General features: G+C 71.6%; 17 protein-coding genes and 5 pseudogenes. 4 read left to right on the top strand and 18 right to left on the bottom strand.

Annotation, left to right across the window (positions count from 1 at the left end; genetic code table 11):
* Window positions 1-771, bottom strand: a pseudogene (locus tag D455_RS31655) (endolytic transglycosylase MltG); the annotation flags it as partial.
* Entirely contained in the window at window positions 771-1256 is a 486-nt protein-coding gene (gene ruvX / locus D455_RS0125190; RefSeq protein WP_017573440.1) for a Holliday junction resolvase RuvX, read from the bottom strand. The gene ruvX and the pseudogene D455_RS31655, both read right to left, overlap by 1 nt.
* Between ruvX and D455_RS34660 the strand changes: the two genes are divergently transcribed.
* Window positions 1248-1397: a hypothetical protein gene (locus D455_RS34660; protein ID WP_169552677.1), complete on the top strand. Its 150-nt coding sequence runs from the start codon at window positions 1248-1250 to the stop codon at window positions 1395-1397. The two genes, ruvX and D455_RS34660, sit on opposite strands and share 9 nt — an antisense overlap.
* Before the next feature lie 410 nt (window positions 1398-1807).
* Here the strand turns inward: D455_RS34660 and alaS are convergent, their stop codons facing one another.
* The 4 genes from alaS to D455_RS0125165 all read right to left on the bottom strand — a co-directional run bounded on the left by alaS (window position 1808) and on the right by D455_RS0125165 (window position 6321).
* A complete protein-coding gene (gene alaS / locus D455_RS0125180) occupies window positions 1808-4474 on the bottom strand; it encodes an alanine--tRNA ligase (protein ID WP_017573438.1) in 2667 nt (888 codons plus the stop codon).
* Between the two features lie 487 nt (window positions 4475-4961).
* The gene (locus tag D455_RS31650) at window positions 4962-5561 is read right to left on the bottom strand and encodes a hypothetical protein (protein ID WP_026122962.1); all 600 of its coding nucleotides are present in this window, start codon (window positions 5559-5561) and stop codon (window positions 4962-4964) included.
* A 95-nt stretch (window positions 5562-5656) separates the two neighbouring features.
* Window positions 5657-5932 carry a hypothetical protein gene (locus D455_RS0125170; RefSeq protein WP_017573436.1) on the bottom strand — a complete coding sequence of 92 codons (276 nt, stop codon included), beginning with the start codon at window positions 5930-5932 and terminating at the stop codon, window positions 5657-5659.
* Window positions 5929-6321, bottom strand: a complete 393-nt coding sequence (locus D455_RS0125165; protein WP_017573435.1) for a DUF948 domain-containing protein — start codon at window positions 6319-6321, stop codon at window positions 5929-5931. Before D455_RS0125165 ends, D455_RS0125170 begins: the two co-directional genes overlap by 4 nt.
* Window positions 6322-6704: 383 nt before the next feature.
* Between D455_RS0125165 and D455_RS0125160 the strand changes: the two genes are divergently transcribed.
* Complete coding sequence (locus tag D455_RS0125160; protein ID WP_017573434.1) at window positions 6705-8270, top strand: serine/threonine-protein kinase; 1566 nt, start codon at window positions 6705-6707, stop codon at window positions 8268-8270.
* Window positions 8271-8330: 60 nt separating this feature from the next.
* Here the strand turns inward: D455_RS0125160 and D455_RS31645 are convergent.
* Both D455_RS31645 and D455_RS0125150 read right to left on the bottom strand, forming a co-directional pair.
* A pseudogene (locus tag D455_RS31645) lies at window positions 8331-9645 on the bottom strand (replication-associated recombination protein A).
* A 30-nt stretch (window positions 9646-9675) separates the two neighbouring features.
* A complete protein-coding gene (locus D455_RS0125150; RefSeq protein ID WP_026122961.1) occupies window positions 9676-11685 on the bottom strand; it encodes a SpoIIE family protein phosphatase in 2010 nt (669 codons plus the stop codon).
* A 586-nt stretch (window positions 11686-12271) separates the two neighbouring features.
* On the opposite strand from D455_RS0125150, the gene D455_RS34655 reads away from it, so the two are divergent.
* On the top strand, window positions 12272-12409 hold the full coding sequence (locus tag D455_RS34655; RefSeq protein ID WP_017573430.1) for a hypothetical protein: 138 nt from the start codon (window positions 12272-12274) through the stop codon (window positions 12407-12409).
* 133 nt (window positions 12410-12542) lie between these two features.
* On the opposite strand, the gene aspS is transcribed toward D455_RS34655, so the two are convergent.
* Both aspS and D455_RS0125135 read right to left on the bottom strand, forming a co-directional pair.
* The gene (gene aspS, locus D455_RS0125140; RefSeq protein WP_026122960.1) at window positions 12543-14297 is read right to left on the bottom strand and encodes an aspartate--tRNA ligase; all 1755 of its coding nucleotides are present in this window, start codon (window positions 14295-14297) and stop codon (window positions 12543-12545) included.
* A 270-nt stretch (window positions 14298-14567) separates the two neighbouring features.
* The gene (locus tag D455_RS0125135; protein WP_017573428.1) at window positions 14568-15245 is read right to left on the bottom strand and encodes an MBL fold metallo-hydrolase; all 678 of its coding nucleotides are present in this window, start codon (window positions 15243-15245) and stop codon (window positions 14568-14570) included.
* A 444-nt stretch (window positions 15246-15689) separates the two neighbouring features.
* On the opposite strand from D455_RS0125135, the pseudogene D455_RS33285 reads away from it, so the two are divergent.
* A pseudogene (locus D455_RS33285) lies at window positions 15690-16920 on the top strand (DUF349 domain-containing protein).
* 216 nt (window positions 16921-17136) lie between these two features.
* On the opposite strand, the gene D455_RS31640 reads toward D455_RS33285, so the two are convergent.
* The 8 genes and pseudogenes from D455_RS31640 to pyrF all read right to left on the bottom strand — a co-directional run bounded on the left by D455_RS31640 (window position 17137) and on the right by pyrF (window position 23727).
* Window positions 17137-17775: a hypothetical protein gene (locus D455_RS31640; protein ID WP_241480372.1), complete on the bottom strand. Its 639-nt coding sequence runs from the start codon at window positions 17773-17775 to the stop codon at window positions 17137-17139.
* Window positions 17776-18143: 368 nt separating this feature from the next.
* A pseudogene (locus D455_RS35645) lies at window positions 18144-18522 on the bottom strand (methionine adenosyltransferase domain-containing protein); the annotation flags it as partial.
* 39 nt (window positions 18523-18561) lie between these two features.
* Window positions 18562-19260: pseudogene (locus D455_RS35640) on the bottom strand (S-adenosylmethionine synthetase N-terminal domain-containing protein); the annotation flags it as partial.
* Between the two features lie 319 nt (window positions 19261-19579).
* Window positions 19580-20770, bottom strand: coding sequence for a bifunctional phosphopantothenoylcysteine decarboxylase/phosphopantothenate--cysteine ligase CoaBC (gene coaBC / locus D455_RS0125105; RefSeq protein ID WP_017573422.1), 1191 nt, complete (start codon window positions 20768-20770; stop codon window positions 19580-19582).
* Between the two features lie 196 nt (window positions 20771-20966).
* Window positions 20967-21233: a DNA-directed RNA polymerase subunit omega gene (gene rpoZ / locus D455_RS0125100; RefSeq protein WP_017573421.1), complete on the bottom strand. Its 267-nt coding sequence runs from the start codon at window positions 21231-21233 to the stop codon at window positions 20967-20969.
* Window positions 21234-21353: 120 nt separating this feature from the next.
* The gene (gene gmk / locus D455_RS0125095) at window positions 21354-21941 is read right to left on the bottom strand and encodes a guanylate kinase (protein WP_017573420.1); all 588 of its coding nucleotides are present in this window, start codon (window positions 21939-21941) and stop codon (window positions 21354-21356) included.
* A gap of 348 nt (window positions 21942-22289) precedes the next feature.
* Window positions 22290-22613 carry an integration host factor, actinobacterial type gene (gene mihF, locus D455_RS0125090; RefSeq protein ID WP_017573419.1) on the bottom strand — a complete coding sequence of 108 codons (324 nt, stop codon included), beginning with the start codon at window positions 22611-22613 and terminating at the stop codon, window positions 22290-22292.
* A gap of 406 nt (window positions 22614-23019) precedes the next feature.
* Window positions 23020-23727, bottom strand: coding sequence for an orotidine-5'-phosphate decarboxylase (pyrF, locus tag D455_RS0125085; protein ID WP_017573418.1), 708 nt, complete (start codon window positions 23725-23727; stop codon window positions 23020-23022).
* Window positions 23728-24001: the final 274 nt, after the last annotated feature.

Raw genomic sequence — 24001 nt, 5'->3', positions numbered from 1 at the left:
TTCGCCGCGCCTGCCTCGCCTGCGGCGGGCACGTCTGCCCCGGGGTTCCTCGTCCACGGGCGGTGCCGCGGCCTCGGCCGGGGGCTCGTCCACCGGGGCGCCGCGCCTGCGGCGACCACCGCGACGGCTCCGGGACTCCTCCTGCACCGGTGGTTCGGGCTCGGGCTCGGGTTCCGGTTCCGGACGGGCACGGCGGCCGCGCCGGGGCGGTTCCTCCGCTCCGGAGAACCCCTGCGGGTCGGTCTCGGCGGGGCCGGAGGGCACCACGGGCTCGCCCAGGCCGGCCAGGGCCGCCAAGGCGTCCTGGGTCGGGTCGGACGCCGGACCGCCGTGCCGGGACCGGGCGGGTTCCTGGGTCCGGGGGTCGCCGCCCGGGCCCTCGGGGTGCGGTGCACCGGAACGGGCGGCACCGGAACGGGCGGCACCGGAACGGGCCGCGCGGCCTCCGCGCAGGGCGTCGGCCGCGCCACCGCGCCGGGCGGGCCTCTGGGGACCGTCGGCGGGCGGTTCGGGGCGCGCCCGGCGTCCGCGCGGAGGGGCGTCGGGGCTCAGGGGGTCGTAGTCCCCGTCACCTCTCGGAACGTGCCGGGAGGCGCGGAACCCACCCGTGTCGGGGGCGTCGTTCCAGTCGGGGGGACCGGGGCGCGCCCGGCGTCCGCGCGGGCGCTGCTGCGCGGGCGGGGGGCCGCCGAGCGGGTCGTAGTCGTCACCGCGCTCACGGTTGACGCGCCCACGATAGGGATTGTCGGGGTGGTCATCCCTGTCGTTCATCATTCTCCCTGGCTGGAGCGGACGATCTCGCCCGGGGGCTGGCCTGTTGACCGTTCCTGGTCCAAGGCGCTCTGGAGGAGCACGGTGGCGGCTGCCTGGTCGATGACCGACCTGCGGGCACGGCCGCTCCTGGCTCCCCTCCCGGAGAAGGAGGCGCCGGAGAGCAGTTGGCTCTGTGCGGTCACCGTGGTGAGGCGTTCGTCGACCAGGCGGACGGGGACGGGGTGCAGGAGCGCGGCGAGCGTGTTCGCGAACTCCCTCGCGGAGCGGGCCGCCGGACCCTCCCCACCTGACAGTGAGGCAGGGTAGCCCACGACGATCTCGCGCGCCTCCCGTTCCAGGACGAGGGTGGCGATGCGCTGTACGTCGCCCCTGCCGCGCGGGATGGTCTCGACCGGGCTGGCGAGCGTACCGCTGGGATCGCTGGCGGCGACCCCGATGCGGGCGTTACCGGGGTCGACGGCCAGGCGTACACCGTGTCTCAAGAGGACCTCTCCCCGGCCCCGGGAACGGTGCGCGAGCGGGCCGTGCCGCTGCGGGCGCGGCACCGCGGTTGGGAAATCCTCAACACGGTGGTCCTGTTCGTCAGCTGGATCGCGGGGAACTCCGCACAGACAGCCGTGTGATCGGCTGTGACGCGCCACAGTATGCCCGATTCGATGGCGGCACGCAGCTTCACCGGCGAGGTCGCCAGTCGGGGCCGCGAACCGCGACGGTCGCCTCATGCGGGGCGGTCGCGGGTCGGACGCGTTTCGTCAGAGTGTAAGTCACCCGGGGGCCGCCCCGTCGCGAACGAGGGGCGACACGAGGGCCTCTCCGTCGTTCCGCCCCTGGTGACAGGGGTTTCCGCCGCCATGGAAGCACTGTCCCCCCGCGTGCCGGAATTCCTCCTCTCATCACGCATGGTTATGCGACATGTTCATGGAGTGTCCACACGTGTGCGGTCTTTCCCCCTCTCTCCTGGAGGAGCACGGTGGTGTGAGGAGCGGGGGACCGGGGAGCCGCGAGAGGGAAGACACACGCCCGAGAACGCGGTCTACCCCCTGGCCACGCGCTCCTCGACGGCGCGCAGGGCCTCGTCGACCTTGCTCGCGTCGCTGCCGCCGCCCTGGGCGATGTCGGGCTTGCCGCCACCACCGCCGCCGAGCGCGCGGGCCGCGATGCCCACCAGCTCGCCCGCCTTGATCCCGGCCTTCTGCGCGGCCTTGTTCGCGGCGATCACCACGACCGGGCGGTCCTTGGGCACCGCGGTCATGGCCACGACCGCGGGCTCGTCCTCGCCGAGGCGGCCGCGCACGTCCAGGACCAGCTTGCGCAGGTCGTCGCCGCTGGTGCCCTCCGGCGCGGGAGCGGCCACGACCATCGCGGCACCGTGACGGCGGGCGCCCTCGGCGATCGTTCCGGCCGCCTGAAGCACCTGGGCGGCGCGCAGCCTCTCGATCTCCTTCTCCGCGCTCTTCAACCGGGAGACCATGGAGTCGATACGCTCGGGCAGGTCCTCGCGCGGGGTCTTGAGCTGGTCGGACAGCTGGCCGACCAGCGCCGACTCCCTGGACAGCCGCCGGAAGGCGTCCACGCCCACCGCCGCCTCCACACGGCGCACGCCCGAGCCGATGGAGGACTCACCGAGCAGCTTGACGATGCCCAGCCTGGCGGTGGAGGGCACGTGGGTTCCACCGCACAGCTCGACCGAGTAGTCGCTCATCTCGACGACGCGCACCCGGTCACCGTACTTCTCACCGAACATGGCCAGGGCGCCCATCTTCAGGGCGTCGTCCAGACTCTTCTCCTCGGTCTGAACCGGGATGTCGCCCGCCAGGACGGTGTTGACCTCCTCCTCGACCTCGGCCAGACGCTCGCCGCCCAGCGCGTTGTCGGCGGTGAAGTCGAACCGCAGCTGGCCGGGGCGGTTCTCCGAACCGGCCTGGCCCGCCGACGGGCCCAACGTGTTGCGCAGCGCCGAGTGGATGAGGTGGGTCGCCGAGTGCGAACGCTCGATGGCGTGGCGGCGGCCGGTGTCGATGCTGGCGTGCACGGTGTCGTCCAGGACCACCTCGCCCGAGCGGACGGTGCCGCGGTGCACGAACAGGCCGGGCAGCGGCTTCTGCACGTCCTCCACGTCCACGACGCCGCGGCCGTCGACGGCCAGCGTGCCGGTGTCGGCGAGCTGGCCGCCGCTCTCGGCGTAGAACGGGGTGCTGTCCAGGACGATCTCGACCTTGTCCCCCGCGCGGGCCGCGGGCGCCGAGACGCCGTCGACGACGATGCCCCTGACGTGGGACTCGCTCTCGGTGTCGGTGTAGCCGAGGAAGTCGGTGTCGCCCGCTCCCTCGTGCAGCTGCCCGTACAGGGAGATGTCGGCGTTGCCGAGCTTCTTGGCCCTGGCGTCGGCCTTGGCGGTGTCCTTCTGGCGCTGCATGAGCTCGCGGAAGGCGCCCTCGTCCACGGACAGCCCCTGCTCGGCCGCCATCTCCAGGGTGAGGTCGATGGGGAAGCCGTAGGTGTCGTGCAGCTGGAAGGCGTCCGAACCGGAGAAGACGGTGCCGCCCGCGGCACGGGTGCGCTCGGCCGCGCGGCCGAACAGCGTGGTCCCCGCGCGCAGGGTCTCGGCGAAGTTGCGCTCCTCGGTGTCGATCACACCGTGGATGACGTCGGCCCTGTCCAGCAGGTCGGGGTAGATGTCCTTCATCGCGTCGATGCTGACCTCGGTCAGCTCGTGCAGGAAGGCGGTGTCGGTGCCCGACAGCAGGCGCAGGTTGCGGATGGAGCGGCGCAGGATACGGCGCAGGACGTACCCGGCCTTCTCGTTGCCGGGCCGGACGCCGTCGCCGACCAGCATGACGGCGCTGCGCACGTGGTCGGCGACGACGCGGAGCATGACGTCCTGCTCCGCGTCGTCGCCGTAGCGGGTGCCGGACAGTTCGGCGGCGCGGTGCAGGACCCGGCCGATGATGTCGGTCTCGTAGATGTTGTCGACGCCCTGGAGGACCGCCGCGAGGCGCTCCAGGCCCAGGCCGGTGTCGATGTTCTGCTTGGGCAGGTCCCCGAGGATCGGGTACTCCTTACCGCTGCCCTCACCCCGCTCGTACTGCATGAAGACGAGGTTCCAGATCTCGATGTAGCGATTCTCGTCCGCCTCGGGACCGCCCTCGATACCGTACTCGGGCCCGCGGTCGTAGAAGATCTCCGAGCAGGGGCCGCAGGGACCGGGCACGCCCATGTCCCAGTAGTTCTCCTCCATGCCCATGCGCTGGATGCGCTCGGGCCGCACGCCGACGTCCTCGCGCCAGATCCGCTCGGCCTCGTCGTCGTCGAGGTAGACGGTCACCCACAGCTTCTCGGGGTCGATGCCGAAGCCGCCCTGCTCCACCGGGGTGGTGACCAGCTCCCAGGCCAGCGGGATCGCCCGCTCCTTGAAGTAGTCGCCGAAGGAGAAGTTGCCCAGCATCTGGAAGAACGTCGCGTGCCGGGAGGTCTTGCCGACCTCCTCGATGTCCTTGGTCCGGATGCACTTCTGGACGCTGGTGGCGGTGTCGTAGGGAGGGGTGCGCTGGCCCAGGAAGTAGGGCTTGAACGGAACCATGCCTGCGGGCACCAGCAACAGCGTGGGGTCCTCGGCGACGAGGCTTGCCGAGGGCACCACGGTGTGTCCGTTCTTCTCGAAGAAACTGAGGAAGCGGCGCGCGATCTCTGCCGTCTCCATTGATGCCCTCCTGTGCTCGGCTCCGCCGCCCTGGGCGACGTGGCTGTCCCTGTCGGGACCGTGGTCACGCGTGGTCGGTAGGCGCCCATCGTAGAGGGAACCGCCGTGCCAGCGCGCGTGGTCTGCGGGTGGCCGCCGGGACCCGCCCTGATCAGGACAACGGCGGCGGCCTGGTTGTTCCAAGGCTATCGCCGCCGACCACCGCCGAACCCCGTTGTCCACAGGCCTCATACCGCCGGTGGCCGTACGTCCGCGCGGGAGCCTGGCCGGCCCGACCGTGGGGCACTCCCGGCGTTGGCCCCGCGGGCTCGGGGAGCTGCGGGGACCAGGGGCGCTTTTCGGCCTTTCCATAACCCGTTTTGCCAGCCAAAGGACCCTACGAAAAGCGCCCGGAATAACACGAAACGGCCAGGCGGGACGCGGTACCGGACACGGCGAGGGGGACCGCACGGAGTACGGTCCCCCTCGGGGCGGCGGCCGTTCCGCGTCAGTGGGCGGCGGGCGCGGGCCGGGTGTAGTAGTCGCGCGTGCTTCCCAGCAGCATGAGCACGATCATGAGGATCGCGAAGGCCAGCGGAATCAGCGCTCCCAGCGCGCCGGTGAACACGTTGAAGAGCAGGAACAGCGCGACCAGTCCCTGGAAGACCACGACCGACCACAGGACGGCGGGGCTGCGGCGACCCATCAACGAGGCCAGCAGGAGGGACACGACCCCGTAGACGAACGGGACGGCCCCGACGACGGCGAAGAGCATCCCGGCCTCACCACCGCTCAGGGGCATGCCCGACGCCTCCCGCACGCCCCGCATGAAGCTCTCGCCGAGTTCGCCCTCAGCGGTCACGGCCACTGCGGCCAGCCACATCAGCACGCCGAGCAGCACACCGCAGACGCCGCCGATGAACATCAGCACCCGCACGGTGATCGCCGCTCCGGGCATGCCGACCCCCCTCCCCGAGACGGGGACGCCCGGGGGCTGCGGGTGGTTGCCGTACGGCTGCGGGTCCTGCGGTTGCTGGCCCGGAGGGTAACGGCCCTCGGGATGGGGGCCGTCCTGGTTCGGATCGTTCGAGGGCTGCTGCGGGTACATGGGAGCAGGCTCCATATCACCTGGACAACGTTCCTACGAAAGCCCCTACCCAGACACCGCGGGAAGCACCGTGGAACCGGCGCCGAACACCACCCTCAGGACAGCTCCGAGGGCTCCTGTCCGGCCTCCGGCAGGGAGCGGCGCCCCCTCCGCGGGGCGTACCGGCGCAGGAGCTCCTCCTCCTGCTCGCGCACCGCCTCGGACAGGTCCTCGTTGAGCTCGCGCAGGGCTCCCCGGTACTCGGTGACCTGGCCCTCCACGCGCTCGGCGATACCCCCCGGCGTGAGGGCGCGCCGGGCGCGGTTGACCCGGTGGACCGCGTAACCGCCGATCGCGGCACCCGCCACCAGGTAGAACAGTCTGCCGATCACCGGCTCTCCCTCCTCCTGCGGCCGCGCACGACCGCCAGGGCCCGGCGCTGACCGAGCACGCGGCGCACACCGTAGGACAGCGAGGCCACCTTCACCAGCGGACCGGTGAGCACCGAGCGGGTCAGCGCGGTCATCGTGGAGACGTCCTCGGAACTGGCCTGCACGTTGGCGGTGATCTCCTCGACGCGCTCCAGCGAGGTGTTGGTGCGCTCCACCGTGGACGCGACGTCGTCCAGCAGCGGCGGAGTACGGTCCCCCAGTTCCGAGACGACCCTGGTCGCCTCGTTGATGAGCTTGATCAGTTTGACGAGCGCCACGCACAGGAACGTGGCCAGCACCGCCCAGACCACCGCGGCGACGAGCGCGGCGACCTCTCCTCCGGTAAGCATGCGGGCTCCGTGGGCAGATAGAGGGTGACTTCGAGGGTGTGCGACGGCCCCTCGCGCACGCGCCGGAAAGCGGGGGCCGGACTCCCTGGGGGTTGTACCGGCGACCACGTCGGGCCGGGACTCCGTGACCGGGCTCCCGGGCTTCGCGGGTCCTCCCCGTGGTCCGCGCGGATCAGGCCGGTTTCGGCCGACCCTATCGTGTCCCGACCGTGTCCGGACGAGGACGCCACGGTTCGGTCTCACTCCGCGCACGGTGGCCGGTGCGGGACACGGGGATCGACGATCCTCCCCTCCGGAGGGAGAATCACTGTCAAGCGGGATCTTCACTACGATGTCCGGACACTCAGCCGCCCCTCGGCCACAGAAGCATCGACAGGACGCTCATGAGCCCTCGTTCTCCCCGAGAGATCTCCGTACTGGTACCGCCGGACCTGGCCCCCCTCTATCCGGACGACCCCTCACGGATCGGCCCCTACCTCGTCCTCGGACGTCTGGGGCAGGGAGCCACCGGCACCGTCTACGCCGCCGTGGACACCGCCTCCGACAGTCCGGGCGACCGCCTGGTGGTCGTGAAGGTGCTCACATCCCCCGAACTGGACTCCGCCGACGCCTACCCCGCCCTGGAACAGCGCCTGCGGGCACTGTCCAACACCGATCCCACGCGCGTGGTCGTCCCCCTGACCTTCGACAGCGACGCCAACCCGCCATGGGTGTCCATGCCCTACCTGGCGGGCGAACGGCTGTCCCACTACGTCACCAGGCGCGGCGGCCTGGGCACCGGCAAACTCATCGCCCTGGCCACCGGTCTGGCCGAGGGCCTGTCCGCACTGCACACGCGCGGTGTGGCGCACGGGTCGCTGCGCCCCAGCGAGGTCCTGCTGGAGTCGCACGGCCCGCACATCATGGAGTGCGCGGTCGCGGCCTCCGCGGAACGGATGCGCGGGGCGGGCGCCACCTGGCTGAGCCCCGAACGCTTCCGGGGCGGGACGGCCACCCCCGCCGCCGACGTGTTCGCCTGGGGTGCCGTCGTCGCCTTCGCCGGAACGGGGCGCGTGCCCTTCGGCCCCGGGGAGCCCGAGGAGATCGCGGAGCGCGCCGCGGAGGGCTCCTTCGACCTGGACGGCCTGCCCAAGGGGCTGCTGCCGGTGGTGGGGCGCGCCCTGGACCCCGATCCGGAGCGGCGTCCCAGCCTGCGCGAGGTGATCGGCGCGGTCATCGCCGTGTGGCAGGCGGAGAACGCCGGGGAGGACGGCGCGACCGGCTCTCCCGGACGTGACGAGCTGGCGCACGTCCTGGAGCGCGAGTGGCAGGCCGTGGAACCGCCGGCGCGGGTGCCCCAGGTCATCCGGCTGGAGGGGCGCATGTCCAACCACCGACCCGGCCGCGCCCTGTTCCTGGCCGGGAGCGTGGTGGTCGCCCTCACCCTCGTCGGCGGCGGTGTGTGGGGACTCGCCCGGGCGTTCGGCCCCGAGGAGGACGGCGCCCTGGCCGCCGCCGACACCGCCGGGGAGCGGTCCTCCTCGGAGAGCCCCTCGCCCGAGGACGATCCGCTGACCATGGTGGTGCGTTTCGACCCCGCGGAGCAGGAGTCCCCCGCCACGGGACCGTGGCTGTACACCCCCGTCGAGCCCGAGGGCGAACTGGTCCGGGGGCAGGGCGTCCCCACCCACGCGGAGTGGGCCGAGCGGTGGGAGGCCGCCGGTGAGCCCGGCCTGGCCGTCATCGACCCCGAGGCCGAGGTGCTCTGCGCGAAGTTCTGCGCCGCGCCCCAGCACCTGTTCATCGACGAGGAGGGCCGCGGAACCTGGGAGCTGACCGGCGGCGACTTCGTCGACTACCTGTCGTGGGGCCCCGTGGTCATCGTCGAGGTGACCTTCGCCGAGGAGGCGCGGGAGGGCGACGACACGCCCCGGGAGATCGTCCGGGTCACCGAACTGTTCACCGACTGACGCCGCGAACACCGCCCCCGGCGCCCGGCCCGGGGGCGGCGGGGCCGCGCCCCGCACGCGTCAGCCGCGCTGACCGCCGCCCCTGAGAACCTCCTTGATGCGCTGGAGGACCTCGCCGAAACGGCGTTCGGCGCCGTGCTGGGTGGGCCTGTAGTACTCCCGGTCGCCGAGCCCGTCGGGGGCGTGCCGCTGCGGGGCGACCCCGCCGGGGAAGTCGTGGGCGTAGCGGTATCCCTCACCGTGGCCGAGGTCGGCCGCGCCCTTGTAGTGGCCGTCACGCAGGTGGGAGGGGACGGGGCCGGCCAGGCCCGCGCGCACGTCGGCCATGGCCGCGTCGATGGCGCTGATGACGGCGTTGGACTTGGGTGCCAGGCTGATGTGGATGACCGCCTGGGCCAGGTTGATGCGTGCCTCGGGCATACCGATGAGCTCGACGGCCCTGGCCGCGGCCACCGCGGTCTGGAGGGCCGTGGGGTCGGCCATGCCGACGTCCTCGCTGGCGTGCACGACGACGCGGCGCGCGATGAAGCGCGGGTCCTCCCCCGCCTCGATCATGCGGGCGAGGTAGTGCAGGGCGGCGTCGGGGTCGGAGCCGCGCATGCTCTTGATGAAGGCGCTGACGACGTCGTAGTGCTGGTCGCCGGAGCGGTCGTAGCGCACGGCGTGCCGGTCGACGGCGCGCTCGACGTGTTCGGCGGTGATGGTGACCGGTTCCGCGGCCGGTGCGCCGGCGACGAGCGCCGCGNNCACCGCCCGCCAGGCGGACGAGGTGGTCGGCGCCGTCGTCGGAGAGCGTGTAGCGGCCGTCCAGCCCGCGCTCGTCGGTCAGGGCCCGGTCCACCAGGGCGCGGACGTCGGTGTCGTCCAACGACTCCAGGGACAGCAGCAGGGAGCGGGAGAGCAGGGGGCTGACCACGGAGAAGAAGGGGTTCTCGGTGGTGGCGCCGATGAAACTGACCCAGCGGTTCTCCACCGCCGGCAGCAGCGCGTCCTGCTGGGTCCGGTTGAAGCGGTGGACCTCGTCGACGAAGAGCAGGGTGCGGGTGCCGTGCATGCCCATGCGCCGCCGGGCGTCGTCGACGACGGCCCGTACGTCCTTCACCCCCGCGCTGACGGCGGACAGTTCCACGAAGCGGCGCTGGGTGACACGGCTGACCACGGTGGCCAGGGTGGTCTTGCCGGTACCGGGCGGGCCCCACAGGAACACGGACATGGGTGCGTCGTCCTCGACCAGCCGGCGCAGCGGGCTGCCTTCGCCCAGCAGGTGGCGCTGGCCCATGACCTCGTCGAGGGTACGGGGGCGCATGCGCACGGCGAGCGGCTCCTGCCCCCTGGCGGCCTCCGCCCCGGCGTCGTCGAACAGCGTTTCGGGCACCTGTCCAGGGTAGGCGGGAAGGGGGACCGGTCAGGTCGTCGAGGCGACGGTGGCGCGGTCCCGTGCGGGTTCCGTCGAGGGGATCATGCGGGTGATGAGCAGGGCGATGTCGTCGCCGCGTCCGGCGGGGGCCATCTCGGCGATGACGTGCGCGGCCTCCTCCGGGTTCCCGTGGTGCTCGGCGAGCGCCTCGCCGACCCGGTCCAGCCCCTCCCCCATGGGTACCTCGGAGCTCTCCACGAGCCCGTCGGAGCACAGCAGCAGGGCCGTGCCGGGAGGGAGCATGCGGGTGGTGACCGTGTACTCGTGCTCGGGGAGCACGCCCAACGGCGGGCCGGTCTCGGGCGCCCAGAGCTCGTAGCCGCCCGAGGTGGCCAGGACGACGGGCGGCTGACCGGCCCAGGCGGCCTGCATGACACCGCTCTCGCGGTCGACGACGAGGTAGCCGCAGGTGGCGAAGACGATCTCACCGGTCTCGGTGAGCAGCCGGTTGGTCTCGCCCAGGACCACGCCGGGGTCGGCCTGGTTGGTGGCGTAGGCGCGGAAGGCCACACGGATCTGCCCCATGGCGGCCGCCGCCTCGACGCCGTGCCCCTGGACGTCGCCGACCAGCAGGCCGACCTTGTTCTCGGGCAGCTCGATGACGTCGTAGAAGTCGCCGCAGATACGCCAGTCCGCGCGGGAGGGCAGGTACTTGGTGGCAATGTCCATGTCGGGGAAGCTGGCGACCTGGCGGGGCAGCATACGGCGCTGGACGGCGTCGGCCAGTTCCAGTTCGGCCTGCTGCGCCTTGATGCGCTGGAGGGCCTGCCCCGCGAGCCCGGCGAAGGTGAGCATGAGGGCGCGCTCGTCGCGGCTGGCGTGGTGGGGGCGGTCCCAGACCATCTGCCACACGCCCAGCGCGACCTTGCCGTCCCCGAAGATGGGCACGGTGGCCCAGGCCTGGCCGCGCACCTGGCGCATGAGCTGCACCGCGGCGGGGAAGCGGCTGATGATCTCGGCGCGGCTCTCGAAGAAGCGCGGCTGGCGGTCCTGGATGACCGCGCCCATGGGGAAGTCGGTGTCGTCGGCGCGGCGGCCGTCGATGTGGTCGATGTTGCCGCCCTTGGTGTGGGCGCTGGGCGAGCTGCGCAGCAGCCCTCCCTCGACGTAGAGGGCGATGGCCTGGACACCGCCGAAGATCGGCAGGAACTCCTCGCTGAGCAGGTCCATGACCTTGTCGACGGTGGTGGCCGAGACGAGTTTGGAGGACAGCTCGGTGACCAGGCGTCCGTGCTCGGCCTCGGTGCGGCGGCGGTCGGCGAGGCGGCGGACGAGCTGCACGTGCTCGGTGACGTCGTCGATGATGCCCACGAGCCGGTCGGGGTCGCCGGACACGTAGCGGGCGCGCACGTGCAGGGACCGCTCGTCGCCCAGACGGTCGAAGATGCGGAAGCGCTGTTCGTAGTCGCGCCCGGCGAAGGAGGCGGAGATGGCGTCGCGCACACGGGCGATGTCGTCGGGGTGGACCCGCTCCAGGATGCGTTCGAGTTCGCGGTCGTTGCCCGCCAGCAGGGCGCCGAGCGGGGTGGGCCCGAACATCTCGCGCAGGCGGCCGCTGCCCAGGTCCAGACTCCACAGGACGGAGTCGGAGTTGTCGGTGCGCAGTTCGCCGATCACGCGCAGGTCGGCCTCCTCGGTGGAGAGCGCGTGCAGCAGGACGACCACGCGGACGTCGTCCAGGGGACGCACCTCGACCTCCACCAGGTGTGCGGCCTTGTCGGCGACGTTCAGGCGCAGGCGGGCGCGGCGGCCCCGGTGTCCGGCGAGGGCCCCGTCGTGGGCACGGGCACCGGTCTGGGCGTCGTCACCGTCGAGGAGGTCGTACCACACCCGTCCGGCGAGTTCGTCGGCGTCGCGGCCGAAGAGCTCGGCGAAGGCCAGGTTGGCGTGCTGGATCGCGCCGTCGGCCAGGGCGAGCGCCATGGGCTCGGGGGCGTGGGAGAACGCCTCCGCGAGAGCGCTCTCGGAACCATCGCCTGAAGCGCGTTTTCCGTTCACGTATGACTCATCCTCATGTCGTCTCGGACGTCACACCCGCGCTCAGGCGCGGCCACCCCTGAAACGTTCCGACCGGCTCATTCTAGTGTCCGGGACAGGCACGAATTCGGGACCCGGTCGGAGCGAACTGCGGTGCCCCCACCGTCTGGCGTCCGCCTGACCTGGCCAGACACGGACACCTGTGTTCCATCAATGGGATGTGTGGGCACCGAATCGCACGCCCCCGGCCGCACCTGACCGACCACAGGGGGTGAATCGTTACGCTCGTGTGACTCAGCAGAATGCACTCCGTCACCGCTGCTGACCGCGTACGGGACTGCCGTTCCCGTGAATGCGCCGTGTCCACTCCACAACACGTGCTCATCGCGGTACGGGAGGGGTGATTCGCCCTCAACGGTAGGGGATGACGGCTCCTGGCGCATCCGCGCCAGGCCACCGCGGCCACGTCCGGCCACGTTCACCCTTCCGGACCGCGCCCGGTAATCGACGCCTTTCTCCGAATGACCGAATAAGACAGGTTCAAAACAGGGGGAATCCGGGCACCCCACATGCAGTGCGAAAATCTTCGACCCCCGAGGACAAACCCATGTACCTGGTACTCAGGCGTGCCGTGGTGAGGTTCAAGGTCAGCGGCACCGTCTGGGACTGGCAGTGCCGCCTGTGTGGAAACAGCAACTCCGACGGTGACGGCAACTGCGGCAACTGCGGCGGCAGAAAGCCGTAGCGTCCGTTCCCCGTACGGGGTCCCGGCTCCGGCGGGGTGCTCCGGGCGTCCACGGGGTGCCCGTTCCCCTGGACACACGGAAGGGGACGGCACGCGCACCGCGCGCACCGTCCCCGTCGAGGGTCCGAACCCCCTACTTCTGCTTCGCCTGCTCCTCGGCCTCGGGGTCGGCGTCCACCCCGGCCTCGGCCCGCTGGGACGCGGTGATCGGCGTGGGCGCACCCGTCAGCGGGTCACCTCCCGACGCGGTCTTGGGGAAGGCGATGACCTCGCGGATGGTCGGCTGGCCCGCCAGGAGCATGATGATGCGGTCCCAGCCCACGGCCAGGCCGCCGTGCGGCGGCGGTCCGAACTTGAACGCCTCCAGCAGGAACCCGAACTTCGACTCGGCCTCGGCCTTGCTCAGGCCGACGACGTCGAAGATCCGCTGCTGCATCTCGGCCCGGTGGATACGGATGGAGCCCGACACCAGCTCGTAGCCGTTGAGCACGAGGTCGAAGGCCCGGGAGTTGGTGGTCTCCGGGTGGTCCTGGAAGTCGGCCTCGTCCTCCACCGCCGGAGCGGTGAAGGGGTGGTGCACCGGCTTCCAGTCGCCCGCCTCGTCAGCCTCCTCGAACAGGGGCATGTCGGTGATCCACAGGATCTCCCAACGGGAGGTGTCGACCAGGTCGCAGCGCCTGCCGATCTCCAGACGGGCGGCGCCCAACAGCTCCTGGCTCTCGAAACGCCTACCCGCGGCGAAGAACACCGCGTCGCCCGGCTCGGCACCGACCTTGGCCGCCAGCCCCCCGCGCTCGGCGTCGGAGAGGTTCTTGGCCACCGGACCGCCCAGGGTGCCGTCCTCCTGGACGAGCACGTAGGCCAGGCCCTTCGCACCGCGTGAGCGTGCCCAGTCCTGCCAGGCGTCCAGCTCCTTGCGGGTCTGGGAGGCGCCGCCCGGCATGACCACGGCGCCCACGTAGGGCGCCTTGAAGACGCGGAACGGGGTGTCGGCGAAGTACTCGGTGACCTCGACCAGCTCCTGGCCGAAGCGCAGGTCCGGCTTGTCGGAGCCGAAGCGGTCCATGGCCTCGGCGAAGCGCATGCGCGGGAACCGCTCGGGCAGCTCGACGCCGCGCACCTCGCGCAGCAGCCGGGTGAACAGCTGCTCGCCGACGGCGAAGAGGTCCTCCTCGTCGACGAAGCTCATCTCCAGGTCGATCTGGGTGAACTCCGGCTGCCGGTCGGCCCGCAGGTCCTCGTCGCGGAAGCAGCGGGTGAGCTGGTAGTAGCGTTCCATGCCGCCGACCATGAGCAGCTGCTTGAACAGCTGCGGGGACTGCGGCAGGGCGTACCAGTGACCCGGCTGGAGGCGGACCGGGACCAGGAAGTCGCGGGCGCCCTCCGGCGTGGACCGGGTCATGTACGGGGTCTCGACGTAGGTGAACCCGAGGTCGCGCATGACCTCGTACGCGACGTAGGTCGCCTTGGAACGCAGGCGCAGGTTCTCGGCCATCTCCTCGCGGCGGATGTCCAGGTAGCGGTAGCGCAGCCGGGTCTCCTCGGCCACGTCCGCGGCGCTGTCCAGCTGGAAGGGCAGCGGCGCGGCCTCGCTGAGCACCTCGATCTCGTCGGCGACGACCTCGACGGAGCCGGTGGGGATCTCGGGGTTCTCGTTGCCCTCGGGGCGGATCCGCACCGAGCCGGTGACCTTGATGCAGTACTCGGCGCGGAGGTCGTGGGCGAGGTCGTCCTCACGGACGACGACCTGGACCACCCCGGAGGCCTCGCGCAGGTCGAGGAAGACCACGCCGCCGTGGTCGCGGCGGCGGGCCACCCAGCCGGCGAGGACAACGGTCGCGCCGGCGTTCTCGGCGCGCAACGCACCTGCCTCATGCGTGCGTATCAACGGACTTCTCCTTCAGCGTCTTGTTCATGTCAAGTGTGCCCGACCTGCGCTCGGGTACGGGCCAGTCCTGAGCACACCGCCCACGCGCGCCCGGACGGAGCCCGGGGAGGGCGGTGTGGAAACCACCGGAACCCGCCCTCAGGCGGGGCCGGTGCGGATATCTCGTCCGCCGTGCGGCTGGGGGGCCGTGCTCGGGCGGTGGACGCCTCGGTGCTGCTCGGTGGTCATACGTCGTTCCTGCGGTGACGGAAGTGGCCGGGACGCGCGGGGTCAACCGGCGATATCGCGCAGGTACGGATTGGTGGCGCGCTCGCGCTCGACGGTGGTGGCCGGGCCGTGGCCGGGCAGGACCTGGGTGGTGTCGGGACGGTCCAGCACGGCGCTGGCCAGGCTGCGCAGCATGGCGTCGTGGTCGCCGCCGGGGAAGTCCGTGCGGCCGATGGACCCGGCGAAGACCAGGTCACCGGCGAACATGACGGGGACCCCGTCCTCGGTGGTCACCGTGTAGACGACCGAGCCGGGCGTGTGGCCGGGGGTGTGCTCGACCGCGAAGTCCACGCCCGCCAGGGTGAGGGTGTCGCCGCCGGAGACCTCGACCAGGTCCTCGGGTTCGGCGTGCGGACCGGGGCCCAGCAGGGCGGACAGCTGCGCGGCGAAGCCGGGGTCCACGCCCGCGGCGGGCTCGGTGAGCAGACCGCGGTCGGCGGCGTGCAGGTGCACGGGGACGCCGTGGCGCGCGCACAGGTCGGCGGCCGACCACACGTGGTCGAAGTGGCCGTGGGTGAGCAGGACCGCGACGGGGGTCAGGGAGTGCTCGGACAGGACCTTGTCGACCTGTTCGCTGGCCTCCTGCCCCGGGTCGACGATGACGCAGTCGCCGCCCGGGGCCGGTGCGAGCACGTAGCAGTTCGCGGCGAGGGGCCCGGTGGGAAGTGCGGCGATGAGCACGGCGGATGTCGTCCTGTCCTCGGTCGGGTGCGCGGTCGTGGGGCGCCGGGTCCGCGGTCCGGACGCGTGAACCCCAGGGTGAGAAGCCTACCGAGGCGTGGGGAGGGCGGCGACCCGATTCCCGCACGCTGGCACGCGTTTCATCACCATTCGATCACCGCGCGCGGCTGGCCTCTTTGCCAAACCGCGTGGTAATGCCATATTGGTCACCGTCCTTGGTGCACGCCGGGGCTCCGACCTGCACCCCCAGCCGGGGCGGGAGGGCGGCCCGATCCGGTGCACGGGGGCACGCGGACCCACGTGATCCGCGCGGACGTGTATCACGGCGCGGCGCCTCCCGCCGAATCGTGGGGATACGGTGGTTCTCCTCACGAACGGTCGGGGAGTGCGACGCGACGACCCGAGCCCGACCCACGGTCGGGCTCATGACAGCAGGAGGACACGGTGACCACGGACCCTTGGGGCCGCGTAGACGACGACGGCACGGTCTACGTGCGCACGAGTGAAGGCGAACGGGTCGTCGGATCGTGGCAGGCGGGGGCGCCGGAGGAGGCCCTGGCCTTCTTCCGCCGCAAGTACGACGCCCTGGTCACCGAGGTGGAGCTGCTGGAGAAGCGGCTCCGCAGCACCGACCTGTCCGCCTCCGCCGCGATGTCGAGCATCGACAAGCTGCGCGACTCCGTCCGGGAGGCGCACGCGGTCGGTGACCTGGACGCGCTGACGAAGCGGTTGGACGCGCTGGCGGATCGCGCCGAGGAGCGCAAGGTCGAGCAGAAGCAGGCCCAGGAGCAGGCGCGCGGCCAGGCCCGGGAGATCAAGGAGCGCATCGTCGCCGAGGCCGAGCGGGTCGCGGTGGAGACGACGCACTGGAAGTCCGGCGGCGAGCGGATGCTCCAGCTCATCGAGGAGTGGAAGAAGGCGCCCCGGGCCGACCGCCCCACCGAACAGGCCCTGTGGAAGCGCATGTCGGCGGCGCGCAACTCCTTCTCCAAGCGGCGCAAGGCCTACTTCGCCAACCTGGACCAGGAGCGCGAGGTGGTGCGTGTGGAGAAGGAGCGCATCGTCAGCGAGGCCGAGGCCCTGTCACACTCCACCGACTGGGGACCCACGGCCCGCGCCTACCGCGACCTGATGCAGCGGTGGAAGAGGAGCGGCCGCGCGGACCGGGCGAGCGAGGACAAGCTGTGGGCGCGTTTCAAGGCCGCCCAGGACACCTTCTTCGACGCGCGCAACGCGGTCTTCGCCGAGCGCGACGCCGAGCTTCGGGTCAACGCCGAGGCCAAGGAGCGCATCCTGGCCGAGGCGAGGGCGGAGATCCCCGGCATCACCAACCCGCGCCGGGCGCGTGCGCGGCTGCGCGACTTCCAGGAGGCCTGGGAGGAGGCCGGTGAGCTGCCGCGCGACGTGCGCGACCAGTTGGAGGGCTCCTTCCGCCAGATCGAGGACGGCGTGCGCCGGGCCGAGGAGGCCGAGTGGGAGCGCACCAGTCCCGAGGCGCGGGCCCGCGCGAAGGACACGGTCTCCCAGCTGGCGTCGGCGATCAGTGACCTGGAGGCCAAGCTGGACAAGGCCAGGAACGCCGGTGACGAGCGTCGCGTCCGGGAGTACGGGGACNTGGGGGCCCCGCCGCTCGTGGCTGGCCGAGGCCGAGAAGGCGCTCGACGAGCTGAGCTGACCGTTCGGACGGGCCGTGTCCTCCTCACGTGGGGGACACGGCCCGTCCGTGTTCGGGGCGCCGCCGGCTCCGGGCCGCCCCCGCGCCCTGTGGGAGTCCGTGTTCGCGCCGTGCCGTCGTGGCCCGGGGTTCCTCGCCGTCAACGCGTCGGGGACGGGCTTCCGGCGCTTCGGCACTCGGCCGGAGCCGCCCGCGTGGGCGTTCGTGCCCGCCGTGTCAGTGGTGTGCGTCGAGTTCGGCGGCCCTGGCCGCGGACACCGGCAGGACTTCGGGGTCCGGCACCGTCTCGGGTTCGTGTGCTGGTTCGGCGGAGTCCACGGACACGGGTTCGGTGGAGTACTCGGGCACGGACACGGGTTCGGCCGGGTGTTCGGGCACGGGCGCCGGTCCGGTGGCGCCCCCGGGGGCGGACGCGGTCCGCGGCCCGGGCACGTGGACGATCAGTCGCTCCTCCGCCGGCGCGGGCGCGCCGTCGGGCTCACGCATGTGGCGGTGGCGGACCAGGCCGCCGACGCACAGTGCCACGGAGGCCGCGAACGCCAGTCCGGTGACCACCCACACCGGTGGTACCGCCGCGTGGACCCGCTCCACGGCGGAGTCGCAGGAGACCAGCACGGCTCCGGGTGCGGGGCGCACGCACACCGTGGCGACCGGGTGCGGTCCTCCCTCACGGACCCCGGTGATCTCACCGGTGGTCCGCGTGGTCGCCCGTTCTCCCGGTTCCAGGGAACGCGACCACGTCACCCGTCCCTCCCCCACCTCGGCTCCGGACGGGCCGGAGACGTAGCGCATCGTCGGTGGGAGGAACTGCACGACCTCGGCCTCGGGTACCGCCTTGGTACCGGAGTTGCGCACCGTGACCGTGTAGCGGACCCGGTCGCCCGGTCCCGGACGCCCCTCCTCGGAACGTGGCTCCAGGGCCACGTGCAGGCTGCCCGCGCCGGGCACGATCTCCTTCTCCGCGCCCACCGGCTCGCCGAGCACGTGGTGGGCGCCGGGCAGGGCGAGCAGGGCCAGTAGACCCACCGTGGACGCCGCCGTCGCCAGGACCATGGTCTCCTCCGCGTACGAGCACAGAAATGACATTACGTCTATATGGAATAACACGGAGTAGTCACTTCGATCGTGCGCCATGCGGAGGAACCCGGAAGACGCGCCGGGGGTGGGCGGTCGTGATGACCGCCCACCCCCGGTGGAACGCGCGTCGCGGCGGACGCCCGGACTCAGCCGCCCACGAACGAACGCAGTGCGGCGGCGCGCTCGGTGCTCTCCCAGGTGAACTCGGGAAGCTCACGGCCGAAGTGGCCGTAGGCGGCCGTCCTGGAGTAGATCGGGCGCAGCAGGTCCAGGTCACGGACGATGGCGGCCGGACGCAGGTCGAAGACCTCCTTGACGGCCTTCTCGATCAGCTCCGGAGCGACCTTCTCCGTGCCGAAGGTCTCGATGAACACGCCGACCGGGTGCGCCTTGCCGATGGCGTAGGCGACCTGCACCTCGACGCGCTCGGCGAGTTCGGCGGCGACGATGTTCTTGGCGACCCAGCGGGTGGCGTAGGCGGCCGAGCGGTCCACCTTCGACGGGTCCTTGCCGGNCGTAGCCGCCGTAGGTGTCCACGATGATCTTGCGTCCGGTCAGACCGGCGTCGCCCATGGGGCCGCCGATCTCGAACCGGCCGGTCGGGTTGACCAGGAGACGGTAGTCGTCGGCGTCCAGACCGTAGGCGGCCACGACCGGCTCGATGACGTGCTCGCGGATGTCGGGGGCGAGCATCTCGTCCAGGTTGATGTCGGCCGAGTGCTGGCTGGAGACCACGACGGTGTCCAGGCGGACCGGGGTCTGCCCCTCGTACTCGACGGTGACCTGGGTCTTGCCGTCCGGACGCAGGTAGGGCACCGTGCCGTTGCGGCGGACCGCGGACAGGCGCTCGGAGAGGGCGTGCGCCAGCTTGATCGGCAGCGGCATGAGCTCGGGGGTCTCGCGGTTGGCGTACCCGAACATCAGGCCCTGGTCGCCGGCGCCCTGGCGGTTGAGGGTGTCCTCCTCGTTCTCGACACGCGCCTCGTAGGCGGTGTCGACGCCCTGGGCGATGTCCGGGGACTGGGCGTCGATGGAGACGTTGACCCCGCAGGAGTCACCGTCGAACCCCTTGGCGGAGGAGTCGTAACCGATCTCGAGGATCTTCTCGCGCACGATGGCGGGGATGTCGACGTAGGTCTGGGTGGTGACCTCACCCGCGATGTGGACCTGACCGGTGGTGATCAGCGTCTCGACCGCGACCCGGCTGCGCGGGTCCTGGGTGAGCATCGCGTCGAGGATCGCGTCACTGATCTGGTCGGCCATCTTGTCGGGATGGCCCTCGGTGACCGACTCGGAGGTGAAAAGGCGGCGGGACACGTTGCGTGACTCCTTGCAGCGGCTGCTGGCTGACATCGCCGGCGCGGGACGGTCGTCCCCGGCTGCCTGCCGGGGCGGCCAATACCGACCGACGTGGTTGGTTGTTGGTCCACTGTAACCGGACCGTGGGGGCGGGCATCCAACGACCGGTTTCCCCGGTCGGCACGGGTGCCCGTTCGAAGTCTGGCGTACTCAGCAGTAAGAATCCAGTCCTGGGCACGCGCGGTTCGGCGGTGTCCTCCGATCCTCCATCGCCCCACGAGGCTCACACCAGGCGCTGGCGAACCAGGTCCCAGACCCGGTCGGCGAGGTCCTCCTTGGGACCGGTGGGAACGTCCACCGCCGTGCCGTCCGAGCCGAGGATCACGGCCTGGTTGTCCTCGGTGCCGAAAGCTCGCCCGCCGCCGACCTGGTTGACCACGAGCAGGTCACAGCCCTTGCGCGCCAGTTTGGCGCGCCCGTTGTCGATCACGTCGTCGGTCTCGGCGGCGAAGCCCACGACGGTCTGCTCCCGCCCCTCAGCGTCGCGGGAGGCGACCAGCCCGGCCAGGATGTCGGGGTTCTCGACCAGTTCGATGGGCGCGGGCGCCGCACCGGACTTCTTGATCTTGGAGGCGGCGCTGGCGACCGGACGGAAGTCGGCCACGGCGGCGCTCATCACGATCACGTCCGCGCCGACCCGCTCGGTCTCCATGGCCTCGGCCAGTTCCACGGCCGAGCCCACGCGCACGACGCGCGCACCGGCCGGGTCGGGCAGGGAGACGTTGGCGGCGACCAGGGTCACGTCGGCGCCGCGTGCGGCGGCGGTGCGCGCCAGGGCGTACCCCTGCTTGCCCGAGGAGTGGTTGCCCAGGAAGCGGACCGGGTCGATGGCCTCGCGGGTGCCGCCCGCGGAGACCACCACGCGCCGACCGGCCAGGTCGGGAGCGGCGGCGCCGCGGCGCAGGGCCAGGCGGGCGGCCTCGAACAGCTCGGCGGGCTCGGGCAGGCGCCCGCGTCCGGTGTCGGCGCCGGTCAGGCGGCCCACCGCCGGGTCGAGGACGACGGCGCCCCGCTCGCGCAGGGTGGCCACGTTGGCCTGGGTGGCGGGGTGCTCCCACATCTCGGTGTGCATCGCGGGTGCGAACACCACCGGACAGCGTGCGGTGAGCAGGGTGTTGGTGAGCAGGTCGTCGGCCAGACCCGCGGCGGCCCTGGCCAGGATGTTGGCGGTGGCCGGGGCCACGAACACCAGGTCGGCCTCCTGGCCGATGCGCACGTGCGGGACCTCGTGGACCCCGTCCCACACTCCGGTGGAGACGGGTTGGCCGGACAGGGCGGCCCAGGTGGGCTCACCGACGAAGCGCAGGGCCTCGGCGGTGGGCACGACCCGGACCCGGTGGCCGGACTCGGTCAGGCGGCGCAGCAGCTCGCAGGCCTTGTAGGCGGCGATGCCCCCGCCGACGCCGAGGACCACCCGGGGAACGGTTTGCGTGTCACTCACAGACACGATTTCTACCAGCCCCCGGCCGCCTCACGTGCGTGCGCCCCGTTCGGGACGGGCGGAGCCGCCCGGCGAGGAAGGGGACAGGCGTGGGTGAGAACACCGCTTTCCCCCGAACCCGGGGCCGGGTCCTCCCACGCCCCGAGCCACGGGGGCGCGGAGGCAGGACTCAGGAACCCTCGTAGGGCTCCGCGGTGAGCAGACCGGACTTGACCTCGCGCAGGGCGATGGACAGGGACTTCTCCTGCACCTGGGTCTCCACCAGCGGGCCGACGTACTCCAGCAGGCCCTCGCCCAGCTGGGCGTAGTAGGCGTTGATCTGACGGGCCCGCTTGGAGGCCATGGTGACCAGGCTGTACTTGCTGTCCACCAGTTCCAGCAGGTCGTCGATCGGCGGGTTGGTGATGCCTTCGGCGACGGGCTCGGCCCCAGCCACTTCGAATTACCCCCAGGGACGGTTCCGGCTCGTCGGGGAGCCGGTGGTCGGACGACGGGGCGCCGCCGGGACGGTTCCCGGCACGGCGCGGGTGGCGCGGGCCCTCGGGCCCGGCCGCTATCACACCTTGGGCGCGGTGATCAACGCTAGCAGCTCATCGCACACGTCTCGCACGGACGTGTTGACGAGCGTGGTGTCGAACTCCTTCTCGGCGGCCAGTTCGATCCTGGCCACGTCCAGACGACGCTGGATGACCTCCTCGGACTCGGTGCCGCGTCCGGTGAGGCGACGCACCAGCTCCTCCCAGGAGGGCGGCGCGAGGAAGACGTGCAGGGCCTCGGGCATGGACTCGCGGACCTGGCGGGCGCCCTGGAGGTCGATCTCCAGCAGGACGGGCACCCCGTCCCGCAGGCGCTCCTCGACGGGTCGGCGCAGGGTGCCGTAGCGGTTGCCCGCGAACTGGGCCCACTCCAGGAGCTGGCCCTGGGCGACGAGGCGGTCGAACTCCTCGTCGGTGACGAAGTGGTACTGGACGCCGTCCTCTTCGCCCGGGCGGGGCTTGCGCGTGGTGACCGAGACCGAGAGCCACACGTCGGGGTTGACGCGGCGCAGGTGGGCCACCACCGTGCTCTTTCCCACACCCGACGGTCCGGACAGAACGGTCAGTCGTTTCTGCGCGGGGCGGGACTGGGATCCGGGATCGGGCATGTGTGTTCCAGGCTTCCCTTCGGGCCGGTCCCCCACGGGGCGGGGCCGTGGCCCTCGCGTCGCGTACCGGGGCCGGGTCGGCCCGGACGTCATCACCGTGCGGGCGGTCTGGTGTGCGGGGTGTCCGCGTACGGTCGCGGGAAGCTTCTTTTATACCACCGGGCCGCGGCTCGGCGGACGGTCGTGACCTGGGGCCACCCGTCCGCCGGCCGCGGCCCGGCCAGAGCTCACCGGGAACCGGCCGCCGTCGCGGCGCGGTGGGCGCCGCGACTGTGGGGGACGCGGCGGTCCGGTGTACTGCGTTCAGGTGTTACTGGTACCGCTCGGTACCGCGGGGGATGGCTGGAACTACTTGGTGAGGTCGCCGAACTCGGCTTCGAGGGCGGCGCGCTGGTTGGTTCCCAGACCGCGGACACGGCGCGACTCGGCGATGTTGAGCCGCTCCATGATCTGCTTGGCCCGGACCTTGCCGACGCCGGGAAGGGATTCGAGCAGAGCCGAAACCTTCATCTTGCCGATGACGTCGTCCTTGAGTCCGTTGGAGAGGACCTCGGACAGCGAGACGCCGCCGTTCTTCAGCTTGTTCTTGACCTCCGCGCGTTCTTTTCTGGCCTTGGCGGCCTTCTCCAGAGCCGCGGTGCGCTGTTCAGGTGTCAGGGGAGGAAGGGCCACGCCGGGTCACCTCGGATTTCTACTCGTTTGTAGAGGGCGGACGCCTGCGCAAGTTAGTAGGTCCGACCCCTGTTAGGCAACGCAAAGTGCCCTTTCAGCGGCTATTTCGTCGAACCAACTACACAACGTCACGATCCAATTGCTAACCGAGACGAAAAAGAGGACTTTAGTCCCGATTCGGCGGAGCACGAAGCGTGCCACCAGCGCAGGTCACACAGGGGTGAGCCAGGTCACTCTGGGCAGTGTCTGGCGAGTTTCGGACACACCTAATTAGTGACTGGTAGTGACACATAACTCGGTGTGCCAGACCCGCCGCACTGCTTCGTCTCCCGGATCCGTCGATCCCTTCGCCTGATCCCCTCCGACGCCGTCGAAGGGGGTGCTTCCGACGCCCTTTCCTCCTTCACTAGACGCGGACCCCGGCCCGGCGCACGGCCGCGGCGATGGAGGCCGCCGCCGCACCGGGGTCCGCCGCCCGGGTGATGGGACGGCCGACGACCAACAGGTCGGCCCCCGCCGCGATGGCCTCCTCCGGCGTCGCGACCCGCGACTGGTCACCCCTGTCCGCCCCCGCCGGGCGCACGCCCGGCGTGATGAGGGTGATGTCGGGGCCGACCTCGGCCCGCAGCATGGCCACCTCGTGCGGCGAGCACACCAGGGCACGGGCCCCGGCACCCACCGCCAGCACCGCCAGGCGCCGCGCCGCGTCGCGGGCCGGACCGAGCAGCCCCACCTGCTCCAGGTCCGTCTCGCTCAGCGAGGTGAGCACCGTCACGGCGGCGATCCTGGTGTCCGGCGCGGCCTCCACCGCCGCCCGGACCATGTCCGCCCCTCCCCCGGCGTGCACGGTGAGGATCGAGGGGCGCAGACCCGCGACACTGCGCGCGGCACCGGCGACCGTGGCCGGGATGTCGTGCAGCTTCAGGTCCAGGAAGACACCCACCCGGCTGGCGCCGCGCACAGCGCTGACCACGTCGGGGCCGTAGCGCAGGTACAGCTCCAGGCCCACCTTCACCGTGCTCACGTGCGGCGCGACCACCGAGGCCCAGGTGGCCGCGGTCTCCAGGTCCTTGGCGTCGAGCGCGACGGCGATGGGCGCGGTAGGCGCGGTCATGTCGGTATCTCCAATCGTGTGCCGCCGGCCGGGGCCGACGCGTGCAAGGCACGGATGTACTTGCGAACGTGATTACCGCCGTGTTTGACGATGCACGTTCGCTGTCACGTGCACACCACCACGGTGTGCGGTTCCCCGGATGGGCCGCTTCATGCGCTCCCCAAGTCACCATTGTGTAGCAATGGGCCCGGGGTACTCGCACCCGGGAGGAACCGTGTCCCCATCCCAGGTCAGAGCGGTTCCGGGGCGTGTCCTGTGTCCGGTCGGGGCGTCC

It is taken from the genome of Nocardiopsis halotolerans DSM 44410 (assembly GCF_000341065.1).
Lineage (GTDB): Bacteria > Actinomycetota > Actinomycetes > Streptosporangiales > Streptosporangiaceae > Nocardiopsis > Nocardiopsis halotolerans.
The sequence above is the reverse complement of the archived record's forward strand: the minus strand, read 5'-3'. Positions and strand labels throughout refer to the sequence as shown.